Consider the following 18,983-nt stretch of genomic DNA (forward strand, 5'->3'; position numbering starts at 1 on the left):
TGGCAATACAATAAACATTGTAATCCATAAACCATCGACCATCAACCATCGACCGATTTTACCATCGACCATCGACCATCGACCATCGACCGATTTATTCCTCCAGCGGCAGATCCTGCTGATCACCGTATGGGTTGACCGGCGCAAGCTCCTGAATTTCCTTCAACGTCGGCAGACTCGACAGGTCCTTCAGATTGAACAGTTCCAGGAACTCCCTGCTGGTCCCGTAGATGAGCGGCTTGCCGGGGATGTCCTTTTTGCCGAGGATCCGCAGCAGCTTTTTTTCCAGCAGAGTTTTCAGCACCCCTCCCGAATCGACACCGCGCAGGTATTCCACTTCGGCACGGGTAATGGGTTGGCGGTAAGCGATGATCGCCAGCGTTTCCAGGGCGGACGGGCTGAACTTGACGGTTTTGCTTCGGGTCAGACGCCGCAGATAATCGGCATTCTCCGGGCGACTGCGAAACTGATAGCCGCCGGCAACCTCATCCAGGAATATCCCCCGCTCTGCCTGACGGTAATCCTCCTTCAGGGCTTCGACCGCAGCGCGGATATCTCCCCGCTCGTGCTCTTCCAGGACCGAGCAGAGCCTGTCGAGGGTTATCGGCAGGTCCGAAACGAAGATCAGGCTTTCGACAATGGATTTAAGACCGGCCGGCGACATGGTCATCCTCCTCCCCGGCCGTCCCATCATCAGCCTCGACTGCGACAGGCATGATCCAGATGGTGCCGAGGCTCCTGGCCTGGCTGATCCTGATCATCTTCAGCTTGCACAGCTCGAGGATGGCGAGAAAGGTAACCACCAGGCCATCCCGGGTAACTTCGGAAAGAAACAGTGATTCGAAGGGGACCGCTTCCTTCCCCTCCAGCAGGGAAAGGACCTCGGCAATTTTGTCCGCGATCGAGACGCCGTCGGCGCCCACTTCGTGAAAATTCTCGACGGAAACCTTGGCCAGCACCCGCTGAAAGGCCTCTATCAGCTCAAACAGTTCGACCTCGGTCGGATCCTCTTCCGCCTCGCATGTGGCAAGATCGGCAGATGGGAATTTGCGGGCAAAGATGTCCCGGCCCAGAAGTTCGCGCTGGCCGAGCATTACGGCGGCCTCCTTGTACTTCTGATATTCCAGGAGTCTGCGCACCAGTTCGGCGCGGGGGTCCTCCTCCTCTTCTTCTTCGGCTTCTTCTTCCACGGAGGGGGGGAGCAGCATCTTCGATTTGATCTGGATGAGGGTCGCTGCCATGACCAGGAATTCACCGGCTATATCAAGATTGAGATCCTTCATCAGGTCGATATAATCCAGATACTGCCTGGTGATGGCGGCAATGGGGATGTTATAGATATCCACCTCATTCTTCTTAATGAGATGAAGAAGGAGGTCGAGCGGGCCTTCAAACTCTTCAATACTTACCTGGTAAGCATGATCATAACCATCGGTAAACAACGAGTTTTGCTTGGCTGAATCCATGGGTGTGAGGTTACTCCGTTTTCCTTTGTCCTCGGTCCTTTATCCTCGGTCCTTCGTCCTGGGTTTGATCACACCTTGAGGGCCGCCCTGACATCCTTCATGGTTTGGCCTGCTTCTTCCGTCGCCTTGTGCGCCCCCTCGGCGAGAACATCCTCCACCAGGGACGGCGTGGCGGCAAGCTCCTCACGCTTGGCGCGGAACGGAGAAAGGGTATCGACAACGGACTGGGCAAGGATTTTCTTGCAGTCCACGCATCCTATCTGTGCCCCGCGGCAGGAAGCGACGATCTCGGCCCGCTTCTCTTCGGCAACATAGAGGCTGTGGAGGGTAAAGGCCACGCAACGGTCCGGTTCACCCGGGTCGGTCCGCAACGGGCGCTGCACGTCGGTAACCATGGACATGACCTTTTTCCGCGTCTCTTCGGCGTTATCTGAGAGGAAAATGGCGTTGCCGTAAGATTTGCTCATCTTGCGCCCGTCGAGCCCCAGCACTTTCGGGGTCTCCGTCAGAAGGGCCGCCGGCTCCGGAAACACCTCGCCGTAGAGATAATTGAAGCGGCGGGCGATCTCCCGCGTAATCTCCAGATGGGGGATCTGGTCCTGGCCGACCGGTACCCGCGCCGCCTTGTAGACGATGATGTCCGAGGCCATCAGCACCGGATAGCCGAGGAAGCCGAAGGTGGACAGGTCCTTAGCCGTCAGGTTTTCCTGCATCTCCTTGTAGGTGGGATTGCGCTCCAGCCAGGAAACCGGCGTAATCATGGAGAGTATCAGGTTGAGCTCAGCATGCTGCGGCACCTGACTCTGGACGAAAATGGTGCTCTTTTCCGGGTCGATGCCGAATGCGAGCCAGTCGAGTACCATCTCGCGGATGCTGTCCCGGATACCCTCGGTATTGGCATATTCGGTGGTCAGGGAATGCCAGTCGGCAGCGAAGAAGAAACACTCGAACTCCTGCTGCAACTTCAACCAGTTGGAAAGGACCCCGTGAAAATGCCCGAGATGCAGCTTACCGGTTGGTCTCATACCACTGACAATACGCTTATTTTCCATTTAATAGAGACTCCTTTTCAGTAGTTGTCCAAAGCAGGGTACGTCACTACCATCCACCATCCACCATCCACCATCCACCATCCACCATCCACCATCCACCATCCACCATCCACCGCCGACCATCGACCGCCTTTACCGCCTTTACCGCATCATAAGCCGGGTGACGCTGAACACCAGGCTGCTCTGCGGGCCGGCAAGGAAATGAACTCCCATGCTCAATATGGGCGAAATCACATAGCTGAAAATATCGGTAAAAAATACCAGAACTATGATGATTATCATGCCGAACGGCTCTATCCGGGAATAGGCAACGGACTGGCGATATGGGAGAAGGCCGACGGCAACGCGCCCGCCGTCCAGCGGCGGCACCGGAATAAGGTTGAAGATGGCCAGGAGCAGGTTGATGTAGACCGAAAAGGCGAGCATCAGGGCGATCGGTTCAACGAACACCTGGAATAACGGTACAGCAGCACCATTCACACTGACTGCGGCAATGCCGCGCAAGGCCATGGCCGAAACGGCGGCCAGGATGAAGTTGGTAATGGGACCTGCCGCGGCAACCCAGATCATGTCCCGCTTCGGGTGGCGGAGATTGTTGAAGTTTACCGGCACCGGCTTTGCCCAGCCGATACCGACGATGAAAATCATCAGCGTGCCGAATATATCCAGGTGCTTGAGGGGGTTCAGCGTCAGCCGCCCCATGTAGCGGGCGGTGTTGTCGCCGAATTTGTCGGCCACGAAACCGTGGGAAACCTCGTGGCAGGTGATGGCCATCAGTGCCGGGACCAGCATGATCGACAGCTTGAGAAAAAATTGTTCCATGTATTTCCTTGTGTAAAATAGTAGCAACGGATTGCATGCAGCCTGTTTTTCTAACAGATTAGGGGAGGAAAGTCAACGACGGCACTCTGCCCGGCCCGTGGAACGCCATCGGGAACCAGCGGCGCATCATGAAAGAAATTTTGCTTGCCCCTTCCAAGGAAAAAGTGTATCCCATATGCCTTTCTAAAATAAGGATGGTAACTGAATGACACTGACTGAACAACAACTCTCGCGCATCCTCGGCGTGCTGGTCGAAGAGACAGGACTTTCCGCCGTGCAGGTGACGAACACCGTGACACTCCTCCGTGAGGGAGCCACTGTCCCGTTTATCGCCCGTTACCGCAAAGAACTCACCCATGAGCTGGACGAGGTGCAGATCCGCCAGATCGAGGACCAGCTGACCTACTACTCTGAGCTGGAAGAACGGAAAGTCACGGTTCTCAAGACCATTGCCGATCAGGGGAAGCTCACGTCGGAGCTGCAGGCACGCATCGAGACAACCAGGCAGAAAACGGAACTGGAGGACCTCTACCTCCCCTACAAACCGAAACGGCGCACCAAGGCGACCATCGCCAGGGAACGGGGACTGGAGCCGCTGGCGGACATTGTTGCCGCCCAGGAGATGACCTCAGGCGCCCCGGAAGAAGCGGCCGCACCCTATATCGACCCGGAAAAGGACGTGCCGGATGCCGCCGCGGCACTGGAGGGGGCCGGCCACATTCTCGCCGAACGGCTCAGCGAAGACGCCGATGCACGTGCATTCGTCCGCCGGATAACCGGCGAGCAGGGAATATTCTCTTCCAGGGTGGCGCCGGACAAGAAAGCGACCGTCAGCAAGTTCGAGATGTACTACGACTACCAGGAACCGATGAAGACCATCCCGTCCCACCGCATGCTGGCCATGCGCCGCGGAGAAAAGGAAGAGGTCCTCTACCTCTCGATTCTCGCACCTGTGGAGGAGATACTGGCCGGGCTGAAAGCCAGGCTGATCAAGGGGGACAGCATCTTTCGCCCCATCATCGAAGGGGTTGCCGAAGACGCCTACAGGCGGCTCATCGCCCCTTCAATCGAGGTTGAACTCCGCCTTGAGGCAAAAAACCGCGCAGACGAGGCTGCCATTGCGGTCTTCGCCGAAAACCTGAAGAACCTGCTCCTCCTCCCCCCAGCAGGAAGCAAACGGGTGCTGGGGATCGATCCGGGCCTGCGCACCGGTTCCAAGCTGGCAGCGGTGGATGAAACCGGCCGATTCCTTTCCCACTGCACCATCTATCCCCATACGGGGAGCAGCAACGTCGAACCGGCAAAGAGGGAGCTTTTGCGCATTATCGACAGCAACCGGTGCGAGATCATCGCCGTCGGCAACGGCACTGCCGGCCGGGAAATGGAGCTGTTCGCGCGCCAGACACTCACCGAGGCGGGCCTGAGATTGCCGGTCGTCGTGGTCAACGAGGCCGGGGCGAGCATTTACTCCGCTTCGGATATTGCCCGGGAAGAGTTTCCCGAGCTGGACCTGACCGTCCGCGGCGCCATCTCCATTGCCAGGCGACTGCAAGACCCGCTGGCGGAACTGGTGAAGATAGATCCCAAGAGCATCGGTGTAGGCCAGTACCAGCACGACGTCAACCAGAACGCGCTGAAAAAGGCCCTCGACGCTGTGGTCGAATCGTGCGTCAACTACGTGGGGGTTGACCTCAACACCGCCTCCTGGGCGCTCCTTTCCTACGTTTCGGGGCTCAACGAAAGCCAGGCGCAGGCCATCGTCCGCTTTCGTGACGAGCATGGCCTCTTCCCATCACGCCAGGCACTGCTGAAAGTCGCCCGCTTCGGTCCCAAGGCCTTTGAACAGGCGGCCGGGTTCCTACGCATCCGTAACGGCGCGAATCCCCTGGACAACACCGCTGTTCATCCGGAGAATTACCCGGTTGTAGAGACCATGGCCACAGACCTTCAAACCACGGTGGCCCGGATGGTGAGCGATCCATCACTGGCGAGCCGTATAGATCTCAAGCGTTACGTCAGCGACAGCGTGGGACTCCCCACCCTGCGGGACATTCTGGAAGAGTTGAAAAAACCGGGTCGCGACCCCAGGGCCCAGTTCCAGACGGCTACCCTGCGCGAAGATGTAACCGAACTGGGCGATTTACAGGAAGGAATGATCCTCCAGGGGACCGTAACCAATGTCACCGCCTTCGGCGCCTTTGTCGATATCGGCGTTCATCAGGATGGGCTGGTACATGTCAGCCACCTGGCGCAACGTTTTGTCAAAGATCCGAATGAAGCGGTTAAAGTAGGACAGATAGTCAAGGTGAAGGTTCTTTCCGTTGACCTGCAACGCAAGCGCATCGCCCTCTCAATCAAAGAAGCCGAACCGGCAAACGGCGGACAGGTAAAGCATGCTCCCAAACCGGAGGCGGCTAAAAAACCAGGAAGCGTGGATATGAGCGCGTGGGAAAAGGCGGGATTTCGGGTCAGGAAGTAGGAAAAAACAAGGTGTTATCAGAAAAAGAGCAGTCTGCCGTCAGGCAGGCTGCTCTTTTTAATTTACGGACAAGCTCTTAGTATCAGTTGCAGCGCAGCAGCTTTCTCCCCGCCTCGAAGAGAACCTCCATCTTGTTCTCAGACAGGGCACTGACTCTGCCGACACCGAATACCGGATGATTCACCAGGGAGTTGACACGAAAGCTGCCGTTCATGTCATAGGCCACCGCTTTGTTCATGTCCATGGATTTACTGAGCATTTCCCATTCTTCACGGTCGGCGAGCTCCGGGTCTCGCCTTGTTTTCGGCCGTGCCGACGCAGACGTTTTTACTGCCGCCGTCCGTTTGGAAGCGGCAGTTTCCGTTTTTTGCGGACGATAGTTATGCTCACTGCCGCACGTGTTGCATTTGACCCGGACAACCCGTCCTTCCACCATGGCAACGATTGTATGGTTCAGGACAACCTTGCACTTGGTGCACATCGATTCGATTTCATTCCCTGCGGCTAATGCTCTTCTAATCATCGGTCAATTCCTCTTTTTGAATAAGCTCAACGAAAAAGGGTTTAACCTGTTTCAGGCTAAACCCTGTTAATTAAGGAAATGTTGCGAGAGAGGAGGGTCGAAGATATGAAGGCGACACTATCCCCTAACACACTGTAATTACGTCACTACCTAGCTGCCTATGGTTTATTCAGTTGTACGGTTCCATATAATATGGGGCAAAGTTTTTGGAAAACAAAACAGCATTAAGCATCTATGTATATAGCATTAATTTCAGCAGATAACAACCCCCAACTCGCATTAACTGCATAGTTTCTTATCCTGGGCTGCCTGACGGAAACCACATCATGGTAATGCTGCGGCAATAAAAAAAATGGGTGCAGCGAGCCGATAACGGCAAGTGCACCCTATGCTAAAGATATTATGTGCTGCTGAAGGATATGCCCATCAGCAAGCAGCAAGAGGTGTTAATTTGTCCAACTGACAGAAACAGTGCCGTGGGAAGCATAATCGTTATAAACTGTAAAAACACTTCCTGTTACAGGGTCGGTCAAGAAATAGGTAAACCGTAGACCCTTGTCCAAGTTATCTGAATTCAGGGCAAATTCAAGACTTATACTTTCACCGGCTCTTAACTGACCACCGTTCAACAAGGAAGTATCAATTGTATAACGTAATACTATACCAGCAGCAGATAGTTCTGCGCGGTTGAGATAAAAGGTTTCACTTGACTTATTGGTAATCGACATTTTGAATTTTGTCCCGGGTTGCAAATATCCATTAATGCTTGTTCCACTCGATGAAGCAATTTTACTGAATAATTGAATAACATTAGTGGTAGCGTTTATGGATATTATTGCTGCCGTGCTATCTACTTTGCCATCATTTACTTTCAAATTCAGCACGTATGTTCCATCAACATCGGCTGTAAATGACGGATTAACAACATTGCTATTTGATAATGTGGCATTACTGCCGGCCGGTATTGATGTGAAGGCCCAGCTGAATGTCAAAGGATCACCATTTGCATCGCTGCTGCCACTACCATTAAGAGACACGACTGTGCCAGTTCTTACACTTGAACCAGATGCGGTTGCTTTTGCCACAGGAGCAGCATTGGGTGTCGAGGCGTTTATCACAACCGTTGAAGAGGTACTATTGACTTTACCATCATTGACTACAAGCTTGAGGACGTATGCACCTGCGATATCAGCTGTAAAAGAGGGTTTTACATCCGTAGAGCTTGATAACGCAGCGGTACTGCCGGTCGGTTTGGATGTGAACGTCCAACTGTACGTGAGCGGATCGTTGTTGGCGTCACTGCTGCCGCTGCCGTCAAGGGTTACCAGGGTGCCGACCAATACGTTTTGTATACTGCCGGCGTTGGCTACCGGCGGGGCATTCGGATAACTGGCATTTATTGTAACAAAGACAGGACTACTACTTTCATTGCCATCGTTAACAACAAGAGTCAGAACATACGTTCCTGTCACATCAGCAGTAAAAACGGGGTTGACGATTGAGCCATCCGATAGAGCTGCAGTGCTCCCGGCAGGCTTTGAGGCAAACGACCAGCTGTATGTCAGCAAATCATTGTTGGCATCGCTGCTGCCGCTGCCATCAAGAGTGACAAGACTGCCCGTCAACACGTTTTGTGTATTGCCAGCGTTGGCTACCGGCGCAACATTCGGGCTGCTGGCATTTATTGTAACGGATACTGGTTCACTATTTACGTTGCCATCGTTAACGACAAGATTCAGAACGTAAGTCCCCGTAACATCTGCCGTAATGTATGGATTAACAATTGCGGCATCGGATAAAATGGCGGTGCTGCCCGCTGGTTTTGATGTAAACGACCAGCTATAAGTCAGCAAATCGCCATCTGCGTCGCTGCTTTTACTGCCATCCAAAGCAACTATCGTCCCTGTGAGCACATTCTGGGTTGTGCTTGCGTTGGCTACCGGAACTGAATTTGCCTTTGCAGCATTAATAGTAACCGTTGCAGCGGTACTATCTACTTTACCATCATTAACGATCAGATTGAGAACGTATGCGCCTTCTATATCTGCGGTAAAGGTCGGATTAACAATTGTAGCATCGGACAATACCGCGTTACTCCCGTCGGGTTTGGATACGAACGCCCATTTGTATGTTAATAAATCGCCATCGGCATCGCTGCTTTTACTGCCATCCAAAGTAATTGCAATGCCAGCTCTTACATTCTGTGTAATACCGGCATCAGCAACCGGCACAGAATTAGTCAACGCGATTTCTGCATTGACAGTAACTGTTGCAACTGCACTGTCGACTATACCATCATTGACAACCAGATTCAGTACGTATGCTCCGGCCAAATCCGCAGTAAAGGTCGGATTAACAATTGTAGCATCGGACAATACAGCGTTACTCCCGTCAGGCTTGGATGCAAAGGACCAGCTGTAAGCAATCAAGTCACCGTCTGCATCGCTGCTCTTACTGCCATCCAAAGTAATTTTAGTATTGATTTTTACATTCTGCGTAATTCCGGCATCCGCCAGCGGCACTGAATTTGCCCTTGCTGCGTTTGCGTTGATGGTAACCGTTGCAGATGTACTGTTTGCTTTTCCGTCATTGACAACCAGATTCAGTACGTATGCTCCGACCAAATCCACAGTAAAGGTCGGATTGACGACCTTGTCGTTAGACAGTGTTGCATTGCTTCCCTCGGGTTTCGATGTGAACGACCAACTATAAGAAAGTAAATCTCCATTTGCGTCGCTACTTTTGCTTCCATCCAGGGTAACAACTGCGCCGGTCAGCACATTTTGATTAGTTCCAGCATCTGCCAGTGGTACGGCATTTGGGAGTGATGCAGTAACTGTGACCGTTGCAGCTATACTACTAAGTTCGTCATCATTAACTGTCAGACTGAGGATATATTCTCCGGCTAAATCCGGTGTAAAGGTCGGATTAACGATGGTACCGTTTGACAAGACGGAATTGCTGCCGGCAGGCTTTGCAGATATCGACCAATTGTAGGTAATCAAATCATTGTCGGCATCACTGCTTTTACTGCCGTCCAACGTTACAAGATTATTTACGACTACGTTTTGTGGTGGACCCGCATTTGAAACAGGAGCCGAATTTGTTATTGATGCGGTGATCGTGACTGTAGCTGGTGAGCTGTAAATTTGGCCGTCGTTCACAACAAGGCTGAGTACGTACGTACCAGGAAGATCAGGAATAAAAGTCGGATTGACAATTGTGGCAACTGAAAGAACTGAATTGCTGCCTGACGGCTTTGACACGAATGCCCAATTATAGGTGATCAATCTGCCGTCAGCCCCGGTACTGCGACTACCATCCAATGTAACGAGAGTACCAACTGGAACATTTTGTACGGGTCCCGCAATAGCTGCGGTTATTCTGTTGTTGGCCGCATTCCCGCCGCCTCCACCGCATGCAACAACTAAAGTCGATAAAATGCCGGCAAGCAATGCTACTTTGAATGGTCGTAAAAACATAATTAACCCTCCTTATGAAATTACAAACTAAAGTGAACATATCGTACCACATCATTATTAACTGTCAATAATTAACGTAAGTTTATTTTACAATTTTGCATCGTAAATTTGACGAGGTTGAGTACATACTTCAACCCACTATTCCGGTTTTTTCCAACAAGGATCACAAGGTGAGCAGAAGGAGGGCGATGGTCCGGGTGTATAGACAGAATGCGGATTTATCGCAAGACAAGCATGACGAAATGAGAAGTGGGGCAACATCCGTAAACAAAAAGGGACAGCCTAAAAAGGCTATCCCTTTGATTTACTTGATGGTGCGAGATGGGAGACTTGAACTCCCACGAGTTACCCCGCCAGATCCTAAGTCTGGTGCGTCTGCCAATTCCGCCAATCTCGCAAGTTTGGTGCATATAACAACAAACCCCGCTTATCACGGGGCTTTGATTTTAATTGGGGTGGCTAGTGGGATTCGAACCCACGTATGAACGAGTCACAGTCGTTTGTGTTAACCGCTTCACCATAGCCACCATATTTGGGAAATGGCGCGCCTGAGAGGATTCGAACCTCTGACCTACGGATTAGAAGTCCGTTGCTCTATCCAACTGAGCCACAGGCGCACAAAAATGGTCGGGGTGAGAGGATTCGAACCTCCGGCCCCCTGCTCCCAAGGCAGGTGCGCTAGCCAGGCTGCGCTACACCCCGATAAAGATAACTCTTATAGCACAGGACCAAACCGGCCGCAAGCTTTTTTACATTTGAATCAATTTATTTTTTTATCGGACCGTCCCAGGAATGCCTTCAACATAGCCAACGCCTTCCCCCTGTGACTGATCCTGTTCTTGATCGCCATCGGTAGCTCGGCAAGGGTTTGGCCGAATTCCGGCACGAGAAAGTACGGGTCGTAACCGAAACCACCCTCCCCCCGCAACGTTTCGAGGATGAGCCCCCGCAGTTCGCCGTCAAAGGTGTGGCAGGTGCCGTCCGGCCAACAAAGGGCTATGACGCAGTGAAAGGCTGCCGTGCGTTTCTCCTGCGGCACCCCTGCCAGCTCCCGCACAAGCTTGGCGTTGTTGTCTCCGTCGTCGGCCGCTTCTCCGGCAAACCGGGCGGAATAGACCCCGGGGCGGCCACCAAGGGCATCGACCACCAGGCCGGAATCATCCGCTATTACCGGCAGGCCGGTGGCCTCAGCCGCAGCCCGTGCTTTTTTTACGGCATTTTCGGCAAAGGTCTCCCCATCCTCCACAACTACCGGGAATTGGGAAAAATCGGCCGGCGAGAGAAGCCTTTCGACGCTTTGCCGCAACAGCTCTTCGATTTCGCGCAGTTTTCCTTTGTTACCGCTGGCAACTACGAGCTCTTTCATTGGCAAAGGGCCTCTTTCTGGATCTGGAACAGCCTTTTAATGCCGGAAATCGCCAGGTCGCGCATGGCATCCATCTGCTCGACGGTGAACGGCTCCGCCTCGGCGGTCCCCTGTACCTCGACGAAACGGTTCGAGGAGGTCATGACGAAGTTCATGTCCACCTCTGCAGACGAGTCTTCCACATAGTTAAGGTCAAGGAGCGGCGTCCCATCGACTATGCCGACACTGACGGCAGCAACGGCCTCCTTGAGAGGCATTGCCGCCAGCTCCCCTTTTTTTACGAGTCCATCCAGTGCATCGTAAAGCGCCACGTACGCCCCGGTGATGGAGGCGGTACGGGTCCCACCGTCGGCCTGGATCACGTCGCAGTCGATGAGCACGCTCCGCTCCCCGAGCAGGTTCATGTCCATAACGGCGCGCAGGGAACGGCCGATGAGGCGCTGGATCTCATGGGTGCGCCCCCCCACCTTCCCCTTTGAAGATTCCCGATGCGAGCGGGTATGAGTGGCACGCGGCAGCATGGAATATTCCGCCGTCACCCAACCGGTCCCCTTGCCGCGCAGAAACGGCGGCACGGAACCCTCGACCGATGCGGTACATATTACCTTGGTATCGCCGAATTCTATGAGCACCGAACCTTCCGCATGCTTGAGGTAATTTCTGGTTATCTTCACTTCTCTGAGGCTCTCAGCCCCGCGGCCATCAAAACGCATAATACTCCTTTTGGATTGAAAATCCGTGAGTAGTGAGCAGTAAGTAGTGAGCTGTAAGACTTAACGACTCACTGCTCACTGCTCACGACTCACTGCTCACGACTCACAACTTACTACTTACTACTTACTACTCACGGCTTTTTCAGATATCGGATTGGGGCTTTGACCGCAGAACCGGGATATAGTATACCTTGCCGCGGCCGGCATCGTTGCGCCGATCGTAAATACGCTTGGCAAAGGAGAACGGCGTTCCGTCCCCCCACCAGTTGCCCATTGCCTTGAAATCTTCGGTTCCGGCGTTATAGAGGTCGTACTCGCCATTGGCGGCAAAGGTGTTCCCCCAGGCAACCCCCTTGCCGTCTTCCACCCGCAAACCGATCTTGCCGTTTTGTGCAATCTCGTTGCCGGTCACTTTTACTCGCGATTTTGCCAGTGAAAGACCGTAATCGGTGTTTTTCAGAATCCGGTTGGCGGAAACCGTCCCTTCGCACTGGGAAAGGCTGATGCCGCTACCGTTGACACTGAAGCTGTTGCCGATGATCCTGACCCGCGAACTCTCAACTTTCAAGGCTTCCTGGTCATTGCCGTAAAACGTTGCCCCCCCCAGGTAGAGGGAAGTTTTAACCGCGACTACAGCCTGGCGGTTGCCGGAAAAATTGCTGTCGCGCAGATCGACTTCACTTTCCAGCAGATTCAGTCCGACCGCGCAGCTACTCGCCCCACCGCCCGATATGGTCGCCAGGCAATCCTGAATCCGGGCACCGGTGCCGCACGTGGCAAACAGCACATTTTTCATGGTTATTGTGGAAAAGAGCGCTTCGATGCCGGTTTCGGCGCCGGCTATGCGGCAGTTTTCCAGGAGATTTTTCTTTTCGCTGGCCATTATGACGATCCCCTGCCAGTCACCGGGCTGTGGTTCGGCAAAGTTCGAGGTGAACAGCACCGGTTTTTCCGCCCCTCCAAAAGCCAGTATCCGTCCATGAACGAGCAGGAGAGGATTGTCGCCACCCTCTTCATCCGTGCGTCTGAACCTGACTACAGTCCCCGGTTCGATCGTCAGGGTAGACTGGGTGGCAATGGTCACGCCACCCTCTATCAGTATTTCGCCGCGCCAGACGACGTCTTCGGTAATGGTCTGGTTACGGTAGGAACGATCGGCGCTTCCCGGCAGAACAGCCCGTTTTTGCGAATCCTTCGGGCTGCCTTGCGCAGTTGCGGGCTTATCAAGAGGACGAACGGCAACATCCCCTGATGGAACCGTCTGCACCGGTGGTGCAGATTTTTCCCCGGACATATCGGAGACAGCCATAACACCTGCGGGAAACGACATAGCAAAACTGATCACAGCAAGCCCGAAGGCACAAATCTTTTTCAGCATCATTACGGACATAGGGCAACGCGGCCTTAATCCACCGCATCCTCCTTGTTGAAATATACCTTATTCTTTCCGAAAACCTTTGCCTGATAGAGCAAACTGTCAACCTTGTTGAAGAGATCTTCCCGTTTGACGGCATCATTCGGATAACAGGCGACCCCCACGCTTACCGTGACCCCGAAATCGGAGATCCCTTTCAACTTGGCCGTCGTCTCCTGCGTAATACTTTCGCGAAGCCGTTCAGCAACCTGCACGGCGCTTTCGAGCTTCGTTTCGGGGAGAAGCACGACAAACTCTTCACCACCATAGCGGAAGGCATGGTCAACGCCCCGCAGGGTTCCGGTTATGATTTCTCCAATGGAAGCCAACACCAGATCGCCGGTGGAATGGCCGAACTTGTCGTTGAACTTCTTGAAATCGTCCACATCGAGCATGATTATGGAAAGATTTTTTCGATAACGCTTTGCCCTTCCCAGTTCCTGATTGAAAAGCTGATGAAAGTAACGGTGATTGTATAACCCGGTCAAGGCATCGGTAATGGCAAGGATTTTCGTCCTTTGGTGCAGTTTGGCGTTGTATATGGCCATAGCCGCAAAGGAAGCCAGCACCGAGAGGAGGTTCATCTTTTCCCGGTCGAACTTGCGCGGGACGAAATCGTCCAGGTACAGCACGCCCATAACTCTGTTGTGCAGGAGGAGAGGGACGCAGACCAGCGATCGGATACCTTCCTTGATGGCGATGGGATTATTGAAGTACGGAATTTTGGCGGTATCTTCAACGAAAAAAATTTCTCCGGCCTTAAGCACCTGCTCGGTGAGGCCGCCAGGGGAGGCATCCCATCGTTCCTTTTTAATAAAATCAGCCGTCAACCCCGAATGGGCATGGAGGGAAAACTCATTTTTCTTATCGTCGTAGAGGGCCACACTTCCAGCCGGTGTGGAGGCAAAACGCATGGCGCTGGTCAGGATAGCCTGAAGCACCGTATCAAGGTCAAGTGTTGAAACAACCGCCTTCGCAACCTCGATGAGATCCTTGAGGGCTTTTACCTGGGCTTCGAGGGATTCCTTGCAGCAGTCATCGGTTTGAGACATAAGAACTCCGGCAAAAATAATCGTTAACCATTATCACAATCAGCCGCTATTGTAAATTAATACTCATACCATTTCCACCTCTTACGTCACATCTGGCGTCTAATCAACTGGTTACAATTTTAATCTATATTCGCTTGACAGGCCATACATGTTGTGGTTTATTTCATCGCACGCCACAAAATGTGGTATTACATTCAGCGACAACCATGCAATTTAATTTTATCAAGGAGAACAGAACGTTATGAAAAAAACCACCAAGGGAACCATCCCCGGCTTGTCGAAAAACGCCCTGACCGTCCTGGAAAAGCGCTACCTGAAGCGGGACAAGGAAGGTAAAGTGCTGGAAACTCCGGTCGATATGTTTCGCCGCGTTGCCGAATCCATTGCCGTTGCCAATGCAAGGTTCGATCAAAAGGCCGATCTTGCGGCCCTTGCCGATAAGTTTTACGCCATGATGACCGCGTTTGAATTCCTCCCCAACTCGCCTACACTTATGAACGCAGGACGAGAACTGGGTCAGCTCTCCGCCTGCTTTGTCCTGCCGGTCGGGGACTCCATGGAAGAGATCTTCGAAGCGGTCAAATATACGGCCCTCATCCACAAATCAGGCGGCGGCACCGGCTTCTCCTTCTCCCGTCTCCGCCCGGCCAACGACGTGGTCATGTCCACCACCGGCATTTCCAGCGGTCCCCTCTCCTTCATGCGGGTCTTCGATGTGGCAACGGAAACCATCAAGCAGGGGGGTACCCGGCGCGGCGCCAATATGGGGATACTCCGCGTCGATCACCCGGACATCATGGACTTCATCATGTGCAAGGCCGACCAGAGGCAGCTCAACAACTTCAATATCTCGGTCGGCATCACGGAAGCGTTCATGAAAGCAGTCGACGCAGACACCGATTATAACATCGTCAACCCCCGCAGCGGAGAAAAAGCCGGCATACTCAACGCCCGCAAGGTGTTCAACCGCATCGTCAAGCAGGCGTGGGAGAACGGCGAGCCCGGCATCATCTTCCTCGACCGCCTCAACAAGGACAACCCGACCCCGCACATCGGCGAGATCGAATCGACCAACCCCTGCGGCGAGCAACCGCTCCTCCCCTACGAATCCTGCAACCTCGGCTCCATCAACCTGGGGAAGATGGTGCAGAACGGCGAAGTGAACTGGGAACGGCTCAAAGAGGTCATCCAGCTGGCAGTCAATTTCCTCGATAACGTCATCGAGGTCAACAATTACCCGCTGGAGCAGATCGACACCATGACCCGCAGCAACCGCAAGATCGGCCTCGGCGTCATGGGATGGGCAGACATGCTGATCCTGCTCGGCATCCCCTACAACTCAATGAAAGCCATCGAGCTGGGGGAAAAGGTGATGAAGTTCATCAACGACGAAGGGCATGCCGCCTCCGTCGAGCTGGCCAAAACCCGCGGCACCTTCCCCAACTTCAAGGGCTCCGTCTTCGATGCGCCGGGCAAGGGACCGATCAGGAACGCCACCGTCACCACCATTGCCCCGACCGGCACCATATCCATCATCGCCAATGCCTCATCGGGCGTGGAGCCGCTCTTCGCCGTCTCCTTCGTCCGCCAGGTCATGGACAAGAACATCCTCCTGGAAGTCAACCCGATCTTCGAAGAGATCGCCAAGGCACAGGGTTTCTATTCGGAAGAGCTCATGAAGAAGATTGCCGAGCACGGCACGGTTCACGATATCCCGGAAATTCCAGAAGCGGTCCGCAACATATTCGTCACCGCCCACGACATCACCCCGGAAGTCCACATAGCCATGCAGGCGGCCTTCCAGAAATATACCGACAACGCCGTCAGCAAAACGGTCAACTTCCCCAACAGCGCCACCTTTGAAGACGTGGAAAAGGTCTACCGCCTCGCCTACGAGTCGAACTGCAAAGGGGTGACCATCTACCGCGACGGCTCCAGGGACGAGCAGGTGCTCTCCACCGGCAAGAAAGAGGAAACGCCCCAGGTCCACCCGACGGGCGAAGAGAAACGGTCGCACAAGCGGGAACGCCCCAAGGCTCTCAAAGGCTGGACCTACCAGATGCAGACCGGCTGCGGCCCGCTCTACGTAACGGTCAACGAAGACAACAGCGGCCTGTTCGAACTGTTCACCACCATGGGCAAAGCCGGCGGCTGCGCCGCCTCCCAGAGCGAGGCCATCGGCCGGATGGTGTCGCTGGCATGGCGGAGCGGCATCCAGGCGCGCCAGGTAATCAAACAGCTCCTCGGCATCTCCTGCCACTGCCCGGCAGGCTTCGGGGAGAACAAGGTCCTCTCCTGCGCCGACGCAGTCGCCAAGGCGATCCAGTCCCACATGCAGGTCATGGGGATCGACATGGGGATCGAGCAAGCCGCCTTCGAACGGGGCGCCTGTCCCGAGTGCGGCGGCGTGGTCGAGCATGAGGGAGGCTGCGCGGTTTGCCGGGTGTGCGGCTATAGCGAGTGTGCTTAAAGTTGATATGTGATGTAATTGGAAGGCCTGCTGAGAAGCAGGCCTTTTTTCTTGCTTGATTCAGGATTAACCGGCACCAAACATGGTAGGGGCGCATGGCATGCGCCCTATAGGCATGAGCCCTATAGACATACACCCTGATTGCAGCCCAGATTACGCCGGTTCTGAAACCGGGCGCACGGCCGTGCGCCCCTACGGATATGACCATGACATACAACCCAGACGTTCACCACCGACAATCAATCCGCCTGCGATCATATGATTACCGCTTGTCCGGGGCGTATTTCATCACCGTATGTATCTTTCAGAGAGAACCGATCCTGGCGGAGATCGTCGACGGAGCGGCGCGACTGACGCCGTTGGGGGAGGTAGTTCGTGAGGAATGGCTCAGGTCGGGACAAATTCGGCAGGAAATCGAGTTGGACGAATATGTCGTGATGCCGAACCATTTGCACGGCATTGTTTTTATCCGTGACAACGTAGGGGCGCATGGCATGCGCCCTGGAGGCATGCACCCTGATTGCACCCCTGATTACGCCGATTCCGAAAACCGGGCGCACGGCCGTGCGCCCCTACACCGGTCACCGAAATCCCTCGGGGCGTTGATCGCCGGGTTCAAATCCGCCTGCACGAAACGGACCAACGAAATGCGCGCCACACCGGGGCTTCCAATATGGCAGCGAAACTATCACGAGCGGATCATCCGCAACGACGAAGAACTACACGCCCTGCGTGACTACATCTACAACAACCCGGCACGTTGGGAGAATGACAGCGAACATCCGGCGCGGAACATGGATGCGGCAGGCAACGCGCCACACTGAGCAGTCCAATAATTGCCACTAAGGGGATCAGAATGGGAAAAGCTCTTAAACCTGCACGAGCGGTAGCACCGGGAAGGATTCTGATGTGGGAACTGAAAGCCCGCTGCTGGACCCAGAAAGACCTGGACCAGATCATGGGACAACCACCTCGGACGATCAACGAAATCGTCAAGGGGACCAAGCAAATTACCCCGGAGACCGCGCTGGAACTTGCCGAGACCTTCGGAACCTCCGCCGAGTTCTGGACCAATCTGGAGGTATAATACCAATTGATCTAGCCCACAAAGAAAAGTATGGTGAGGAGCGAGACGCCAACCATTTGGCAGGCCAGTGGCTGCTGGACAGTAAAGCGTTCAATGCGTTCGTCAAAGAGACAAAACCATATTTCTCCCGCACTGCCATCGTCCGTTTTGCGGCAAGCCAGAGCCGGCACCCCGGCATCATCCTTGGCCGGCTTCACCATGAGAAACTGGTGGATTACAAAACCTGCGCGGGTTGTTGGAAATTGGGCCGGTGTTGGGGGAATGGGTGGATAGGTAGGGGAGCACCGAAAAGAAGGAGTAAAAGGGTCCCCTTGGTTAATCATACCTGATGCGAAATGGAATATTATCCAGGTCAATAAATGTTCCGTTTGGGTAGATCACCGGTTCATGCGCGCGCGTGAACTGGTCAATAATTCGTTAGACGCCAGTAATCAGGAGGGTACGTGAAGAACGTATATGCAATTCTGTTTGTACTACTCACTTCCGGCTGTGCATCAATGCCGCTCCCCAAAATGGAGGCCGCATCGCCGTCAATTAAACACCAAGGAGACATCATGAAAGTCAAGCGTATGGACAACGTCGGCATCGTGGTGAAAGACATCGACGCTGCAATTCAGTTTTTTACCGAACTCGGCCTTACCCTCGAAGGCCGCATGCCCATCGATGGTGAATGGGCTGGCCGCGTCACCGGAGTGCGCGGCCAGCGTGTCGAAATCGCTATGATGCGTACCCCTGACGGACACAGCCGCATCGAACTCTCGCGCTTCGACGCCCCCGCCGTCGAGTCCGATCACCGCACAGCCCCTGTGAACTCGTTGGGATACATGCGCGTAATGTTCACCGTTGAGGACATCGACGACACCCTCGCCCGGCTCAGCAAGCTCGGTGCGACGTTGGTCGACGAAGTTGTCAACTACGAAAACATCTACCGGCTCTGCTACATCCGGGGTCCCGAAGGAATTCTCATCGGTCTCGCCCAACAGCTCGGGCAGCAGACCTCCCGAGAGAATCCCATGGAGCGTAAGCGTTGAGAACTCTGGCACCAGCGTCTAACAGA

General features: G+C 54.0%; 16 protein-coding genes and 4 tRNA genes. 5 read left to right on the plus strand and 15 right to left on the minus strand.

Features of this window, described 5'->3' with window-relative positions:
* Positions 1-94 precede the first annotated feature (94 nt).
* The 4 genes from scpB to GURA_RS11425 all read right to left on the minus strand — a co-directional run bounded on the left by scpB (position 95) and on the right by GURA_RS11425 (position 3,340).
* Positions 95-664, minus strand: coding sequence for an SMC-Scp complex subunit ScpB (scpB, locus tag GURA_RS11410; RefSeq protein WP_011939127.1), 570 nt, complete (start codon positions 662-664; stop codon positions 95-97).
* Positions 645-1,466, minus strand: a complete 822-nt coding sequence (locus GURA_RS11415; RefSeq protein WP_011939128.1) for a segregation and condensation protein A — start codon at positions 1,464-1,466, stop codon at positions 645-647. The genes scpB and GURA_RS11415 overlap by 20 nt, the downstream gene beginning before the upstream one ends.
* Positions 1,467-1,534: 68 nt before the next feature.
* The gene (trpS, locus tag GURA_RS11420; RefSeq protein WP_011939129.1) at positions 1,535-2,518 is read right to left on the minus strand and encodes a tryptophan--tRNA ligase; all 984 of its coding nucleotides are present in this window, start codon (positions 2,516-2,518) and stop codon (positions 1,535-1,537) included.
* A gap of 141 nt (positions 2,519-2,659) precedes the next feature.
* The gene (locus GURA_RS11425; protein ID WP_011939130.1) at positions 2,660-3,340 is read right to left on the minus strand and encodes a site-2 protease family protein; all 681 of its coding nucleotides are present in this window, start codon (positions 3,338-3,340) and stop codon (positions 2,660-2,662) included.
* A gap of 205 nt (positions 3,341-3,545) precedes the next feature.
* Between GURA_RS11425 and GURA_RS11430 the strand changes: the two genes are divergently transcribed.
* Positions 3,546-5,819, plus strand: a complete 2,274-nt coding sequence (locus tag GURA_RS11430; protein ID WP_011939131.1) for a Tex family protein — start codon at positions 3,546-3,548, stop codon at positions 5,817-5,819.
* 82 nt (positions 5,820-5,901) lie between these two features.
* On the opposite strand, the gene GURA_RS11435 is transcribed toward GURA_RS11430, so the two are convergent.
* From GURA_RS11435 to GURA_RS11480, 10 genes are all read right to left on the minus strand, one after another.
* The gene (locus GURA_RS11435) at positions 5,902-6,342 is read right to left on the minus strand and encodes a hypothetical protein (RefSeq protein ID WP_011939132.1); all 441 of its coding nucleotides are present in this window, start codon (positions 6,340-6,342) and stop codon (positions 5,902-5,904) included.
* A gap of 446 nt (positions 6,343-6,788) precedes the next feature.
* On the minus strand, positions 6,789-9,824 hold the full coding sequence (locus tag GURA_RS22825) for a PKD domain-containing protein (RefSeq protein WP_011939133.1): 3,036 nt from the start codon (positions 9,822-9,824) through the stop codon (positions 6,789-6,791).
* A gap of 312 nt (positions 9,825-10,136) precedes the next feature.
* Positions 10,137-10,221: transfer RNA gene (locus GURA_RS11445), tRNA-Leu, on the minus strand.
* A gap of 54 nt (positions 10,222-10,275) precedes the next feature.
* Positions 10,276-10,351 (minus strand) — tRNA-His (locus GURA_RS11450).
* A 13-nt stretch (positions 10,352-10,364) separates the two neighbouring features.
* A tRNA-Arg gene (locus GURA_RS11455) sits at positions 10,365-10,441 on the minus strand.
* 7 nt (positions 10,442-10,448) lie between these two features.
* Positions 10,449-10,526 (minus strand) — tRNA-Pro (locus tag GURA_RS11460).
* A gap of 58 nt (positions 10,527-10,584) precedes the next feature.
* The gene (locus GURA_RS11465; RefSeq protein ID WP_011939134.1) at positions 10,585-11,190 is read right to left on the minus strand and encodes an XTP/dITP diphosphatase; all 606 of its coding nucleotides are present in this window, start codon (positions 11,188-11,190) and stop codon (positions 10,585-10,587) included.
* Complete coding sequence (gene rph / locus GURA_RS11470; RefSeq protein WP_011939135.1) at positions 11,187-11,903, minus strand: ribonuclease PH; 717 nt, start codon at positions 11,901-11,903, stop codon at positions 11,187-11,189. The genes GURA_RS11465 and rph overlap by 4 nt, the downstream gene beginning before the upstream one ends.
* Before the next feature lie 142 nt (positions 11,904-12,045).
* Positions 12,046-13,212: a right-handed parallel beta-helix repeat-containing protein gene (locus GURA_RS11475; RefSeq protein WP_232278900.1), complete on the minus strand. Its 1,167-nt coding sequence runs from the start codon at positions 13,210-13,212 to the stop codon at positions 12,046-12,048.
* Positions 13,213-13,307: 95 nt separating this feature from the next.
* The gene (locus tag GURA_RS11480) at positions 13,308-14,369 is read right to left on the minus strand and encodes a sensor domain-containing diguanylate cyclase (RefSeq protein ID WP_011939137.1); all 1,062 of its coding nucleotides are present in this window, start codon (positions 14,367-14,369) and stop codon (positions 13,308-13,310) included.
* 241 nt (positions 14,370-14,610) lie between these two features.
* Here GURA_RS11480 and GURA_RS11485 point away from each other — a divergent pair, with 241 nt between their 5' ends.
* The 3 genes from GURA_RS11485 (at position 14,611) to GURA_RS24650 (ending at position 17,926) form a co-directional block, all read left to right on the plus strand.
* Positions 14,611-16,839: a vitamin B12-dependent ribonucleotide reductase gene (locus GURA_RS11485; RefSeq protein WP_011939138.1), complete on the plus strand. Its 2,229-nt coding sequence runs from the start codon at positions 14,611-14,613 to the stop codon at positions 16,837-16,839.
* Positions 16,840-17,045: 206 nt separating this feature from the next.
* Entirely contained in the window at positions 17,046-17,663 is a 618-nt protein-coding gene (locus GURA_RS11490; protein ID WP_041245412.1) for a transposase, read from the plus strand.
* A 32-nt stretch (positions 17,664-17,695) separates the two neighbouring features.
* Entirely contained in the window at positions 17,696-17,926 is a 231-nt protein-coding gene (locus GURA_RS24650; RefSeq protein ID WP_011939140.1) for a helix-turn-helix transcriptional regulator, read from the plus strand.
* 11 nt (positions 17,927-17,937) lie between these two features.
* Here the strand turns inward: GURA_RS24650 and GURA_RS24655 are convergent, their stop codons facing one another.
* Positions 17,938-18,126 carry a hypothetical protein gene (locus tag GURA_RS24655; RefSeq protein ID WP_041245413.1) on the minus strand — a complete coding sequence of 63 codons (189 nt, stop codon included), beginning with the start codon at positions 18,124-18,126 and terminating at the stop codon, positions 17,938-17,940.
* Between the two features lie 354 nt (positions 18,127-18,480).
* Between GURA_RS24655 and GURA_RS11505 the strand changes: the two genes are divergently transcribed.
* Entirely contained in the window at positions 18,481-18,957 is a 477-nt protein-coding gene (locus GURA_RS11505; RefSeq protein WP_011939141.1) for a VOC family protein, read from the plus strand.
* The last annotated feature ends 26 nt before the right edge of the window (positions 18,958-18,983 follow it).

The organism is Geotalea uraniireducens Rf4 (genome assembly GCF_000016745.1).
Lineage (GTDB): Bacteria > Desulfobacterota > Desulfuromonadia > Geobacterales > Geobacteraceae > Geotalea > Geotalea uraniireducens.

Bases quoted from the DNA above. Each gene is read 5' to 3' on its own strand.
- GURA_RS11490 (WP_041245412.1), top strand. From the start codon at position 17,046: ATGACATACAACCCAGACGTTCACCACCGACAATCAATCCGCCTGCGA.
- GURA_RS11430 (WP_011939131.1), top strand. From the start codon at position 3,546: ATGACACTGACTGAACAACAACTCTCGCGCATCCTCGGCGTGCTGGTC.
- GURA_RS24650 (WP_011939140.1), top strand. From the start codon at position 17,696: ATGGGAAAAGCTCTTAAACCTGCACGAGCGGTAGCACCGGGAAGGATT.
- GURA_RS11475 (WP_232278900.1), bottom strand. From the start codon at position 13,212: ATGGCTGTCTCCGATATGTCCGGGGAAAAATCTGCACCACCGGTGCAG.
- GURA_RS24655 (WP_041245413.1), bottom strand. From the start codon at position 18,126: ATGGTGAAGCCGGCCAAGGATGATGCCGGGGTGCCGGCTCTGGCTTGC.
- GURA_RS11435 (WP_011939132.1), bottom strand. From the start codon at position 6,342: ATGATTAGAAGAGCATTAGCCGCAGGGAATGAAATCGAATCGATGTGC.
- GURA_RS11485 (WP_011939138.1), top strand. From the start codon at position 14,611: ATGAAAAAAACCACCAAGGGAACCATCCCCGGCTTGTCGAAAAACGCC.
- GURA_RS11505 (WP_011939141.1), top strand. From the start codon at position 18,481: ATGAAAGTCAAGCGTATGGACAACGTCGGCATCGTGGTGAAAGACATC.
- GURA_RS22825 (WP_011939133.1), bottom strand. From the start codon at position 9,824: ATGTTTTTACGACCATTCAAAGTAGCATTGCTTGCCGGCATTTTATCG.
- GURA_RS11425 (WP_011939130.1), bottom strand. From the start codon at position 3,340: ATGGAACAATTTTTTCTCAAGCTGTCGATCATGCTGGTCCCGGCACTG.
- scpB (WP_011939127.1), bottom strand. From the start codon at position 664: ATGTCGCCGGCCGGTCTTAAATCCATTGTCGAAAGCCTGATCTTCGTT.
- rph (WP_011939135.1), bottom strand. From the start codon at position 11,903: ATGCGTTTTGATGGCCGCGGGGCTGAGAGCCTCAGAGAAGTGAAGATA.
- trpS (WP_011939129.1), bottom strand. From the start codon at position 2,518: ATGGAAAATAAGCGTATTGTCAGTGGTATGAGACCAACCGGTAAGCTG.
- GURA_RS11480 (WP_011939137.1), bottom strand. From the start codon at position 14,369: ATGTCTCAAACCGATGACTGCTGCAAGGAATCCCTCGAAGCCCAGGTA.
- GURA_RS11465 (WP_011939134.1), bottom strand. From the start codon at position 11,190: ATGAAAGAGCTCGTAGTTGCCAGCGGTAACAAAGGAAAACTGCGCGAA.
- GURA_RS11415 (WP_011939128.1), bottom strand. From the start codon at position 1,466: ATGGATTCAGCCAAGCAAAACTCGTTGTTTACCGATGGTTATGATCAT.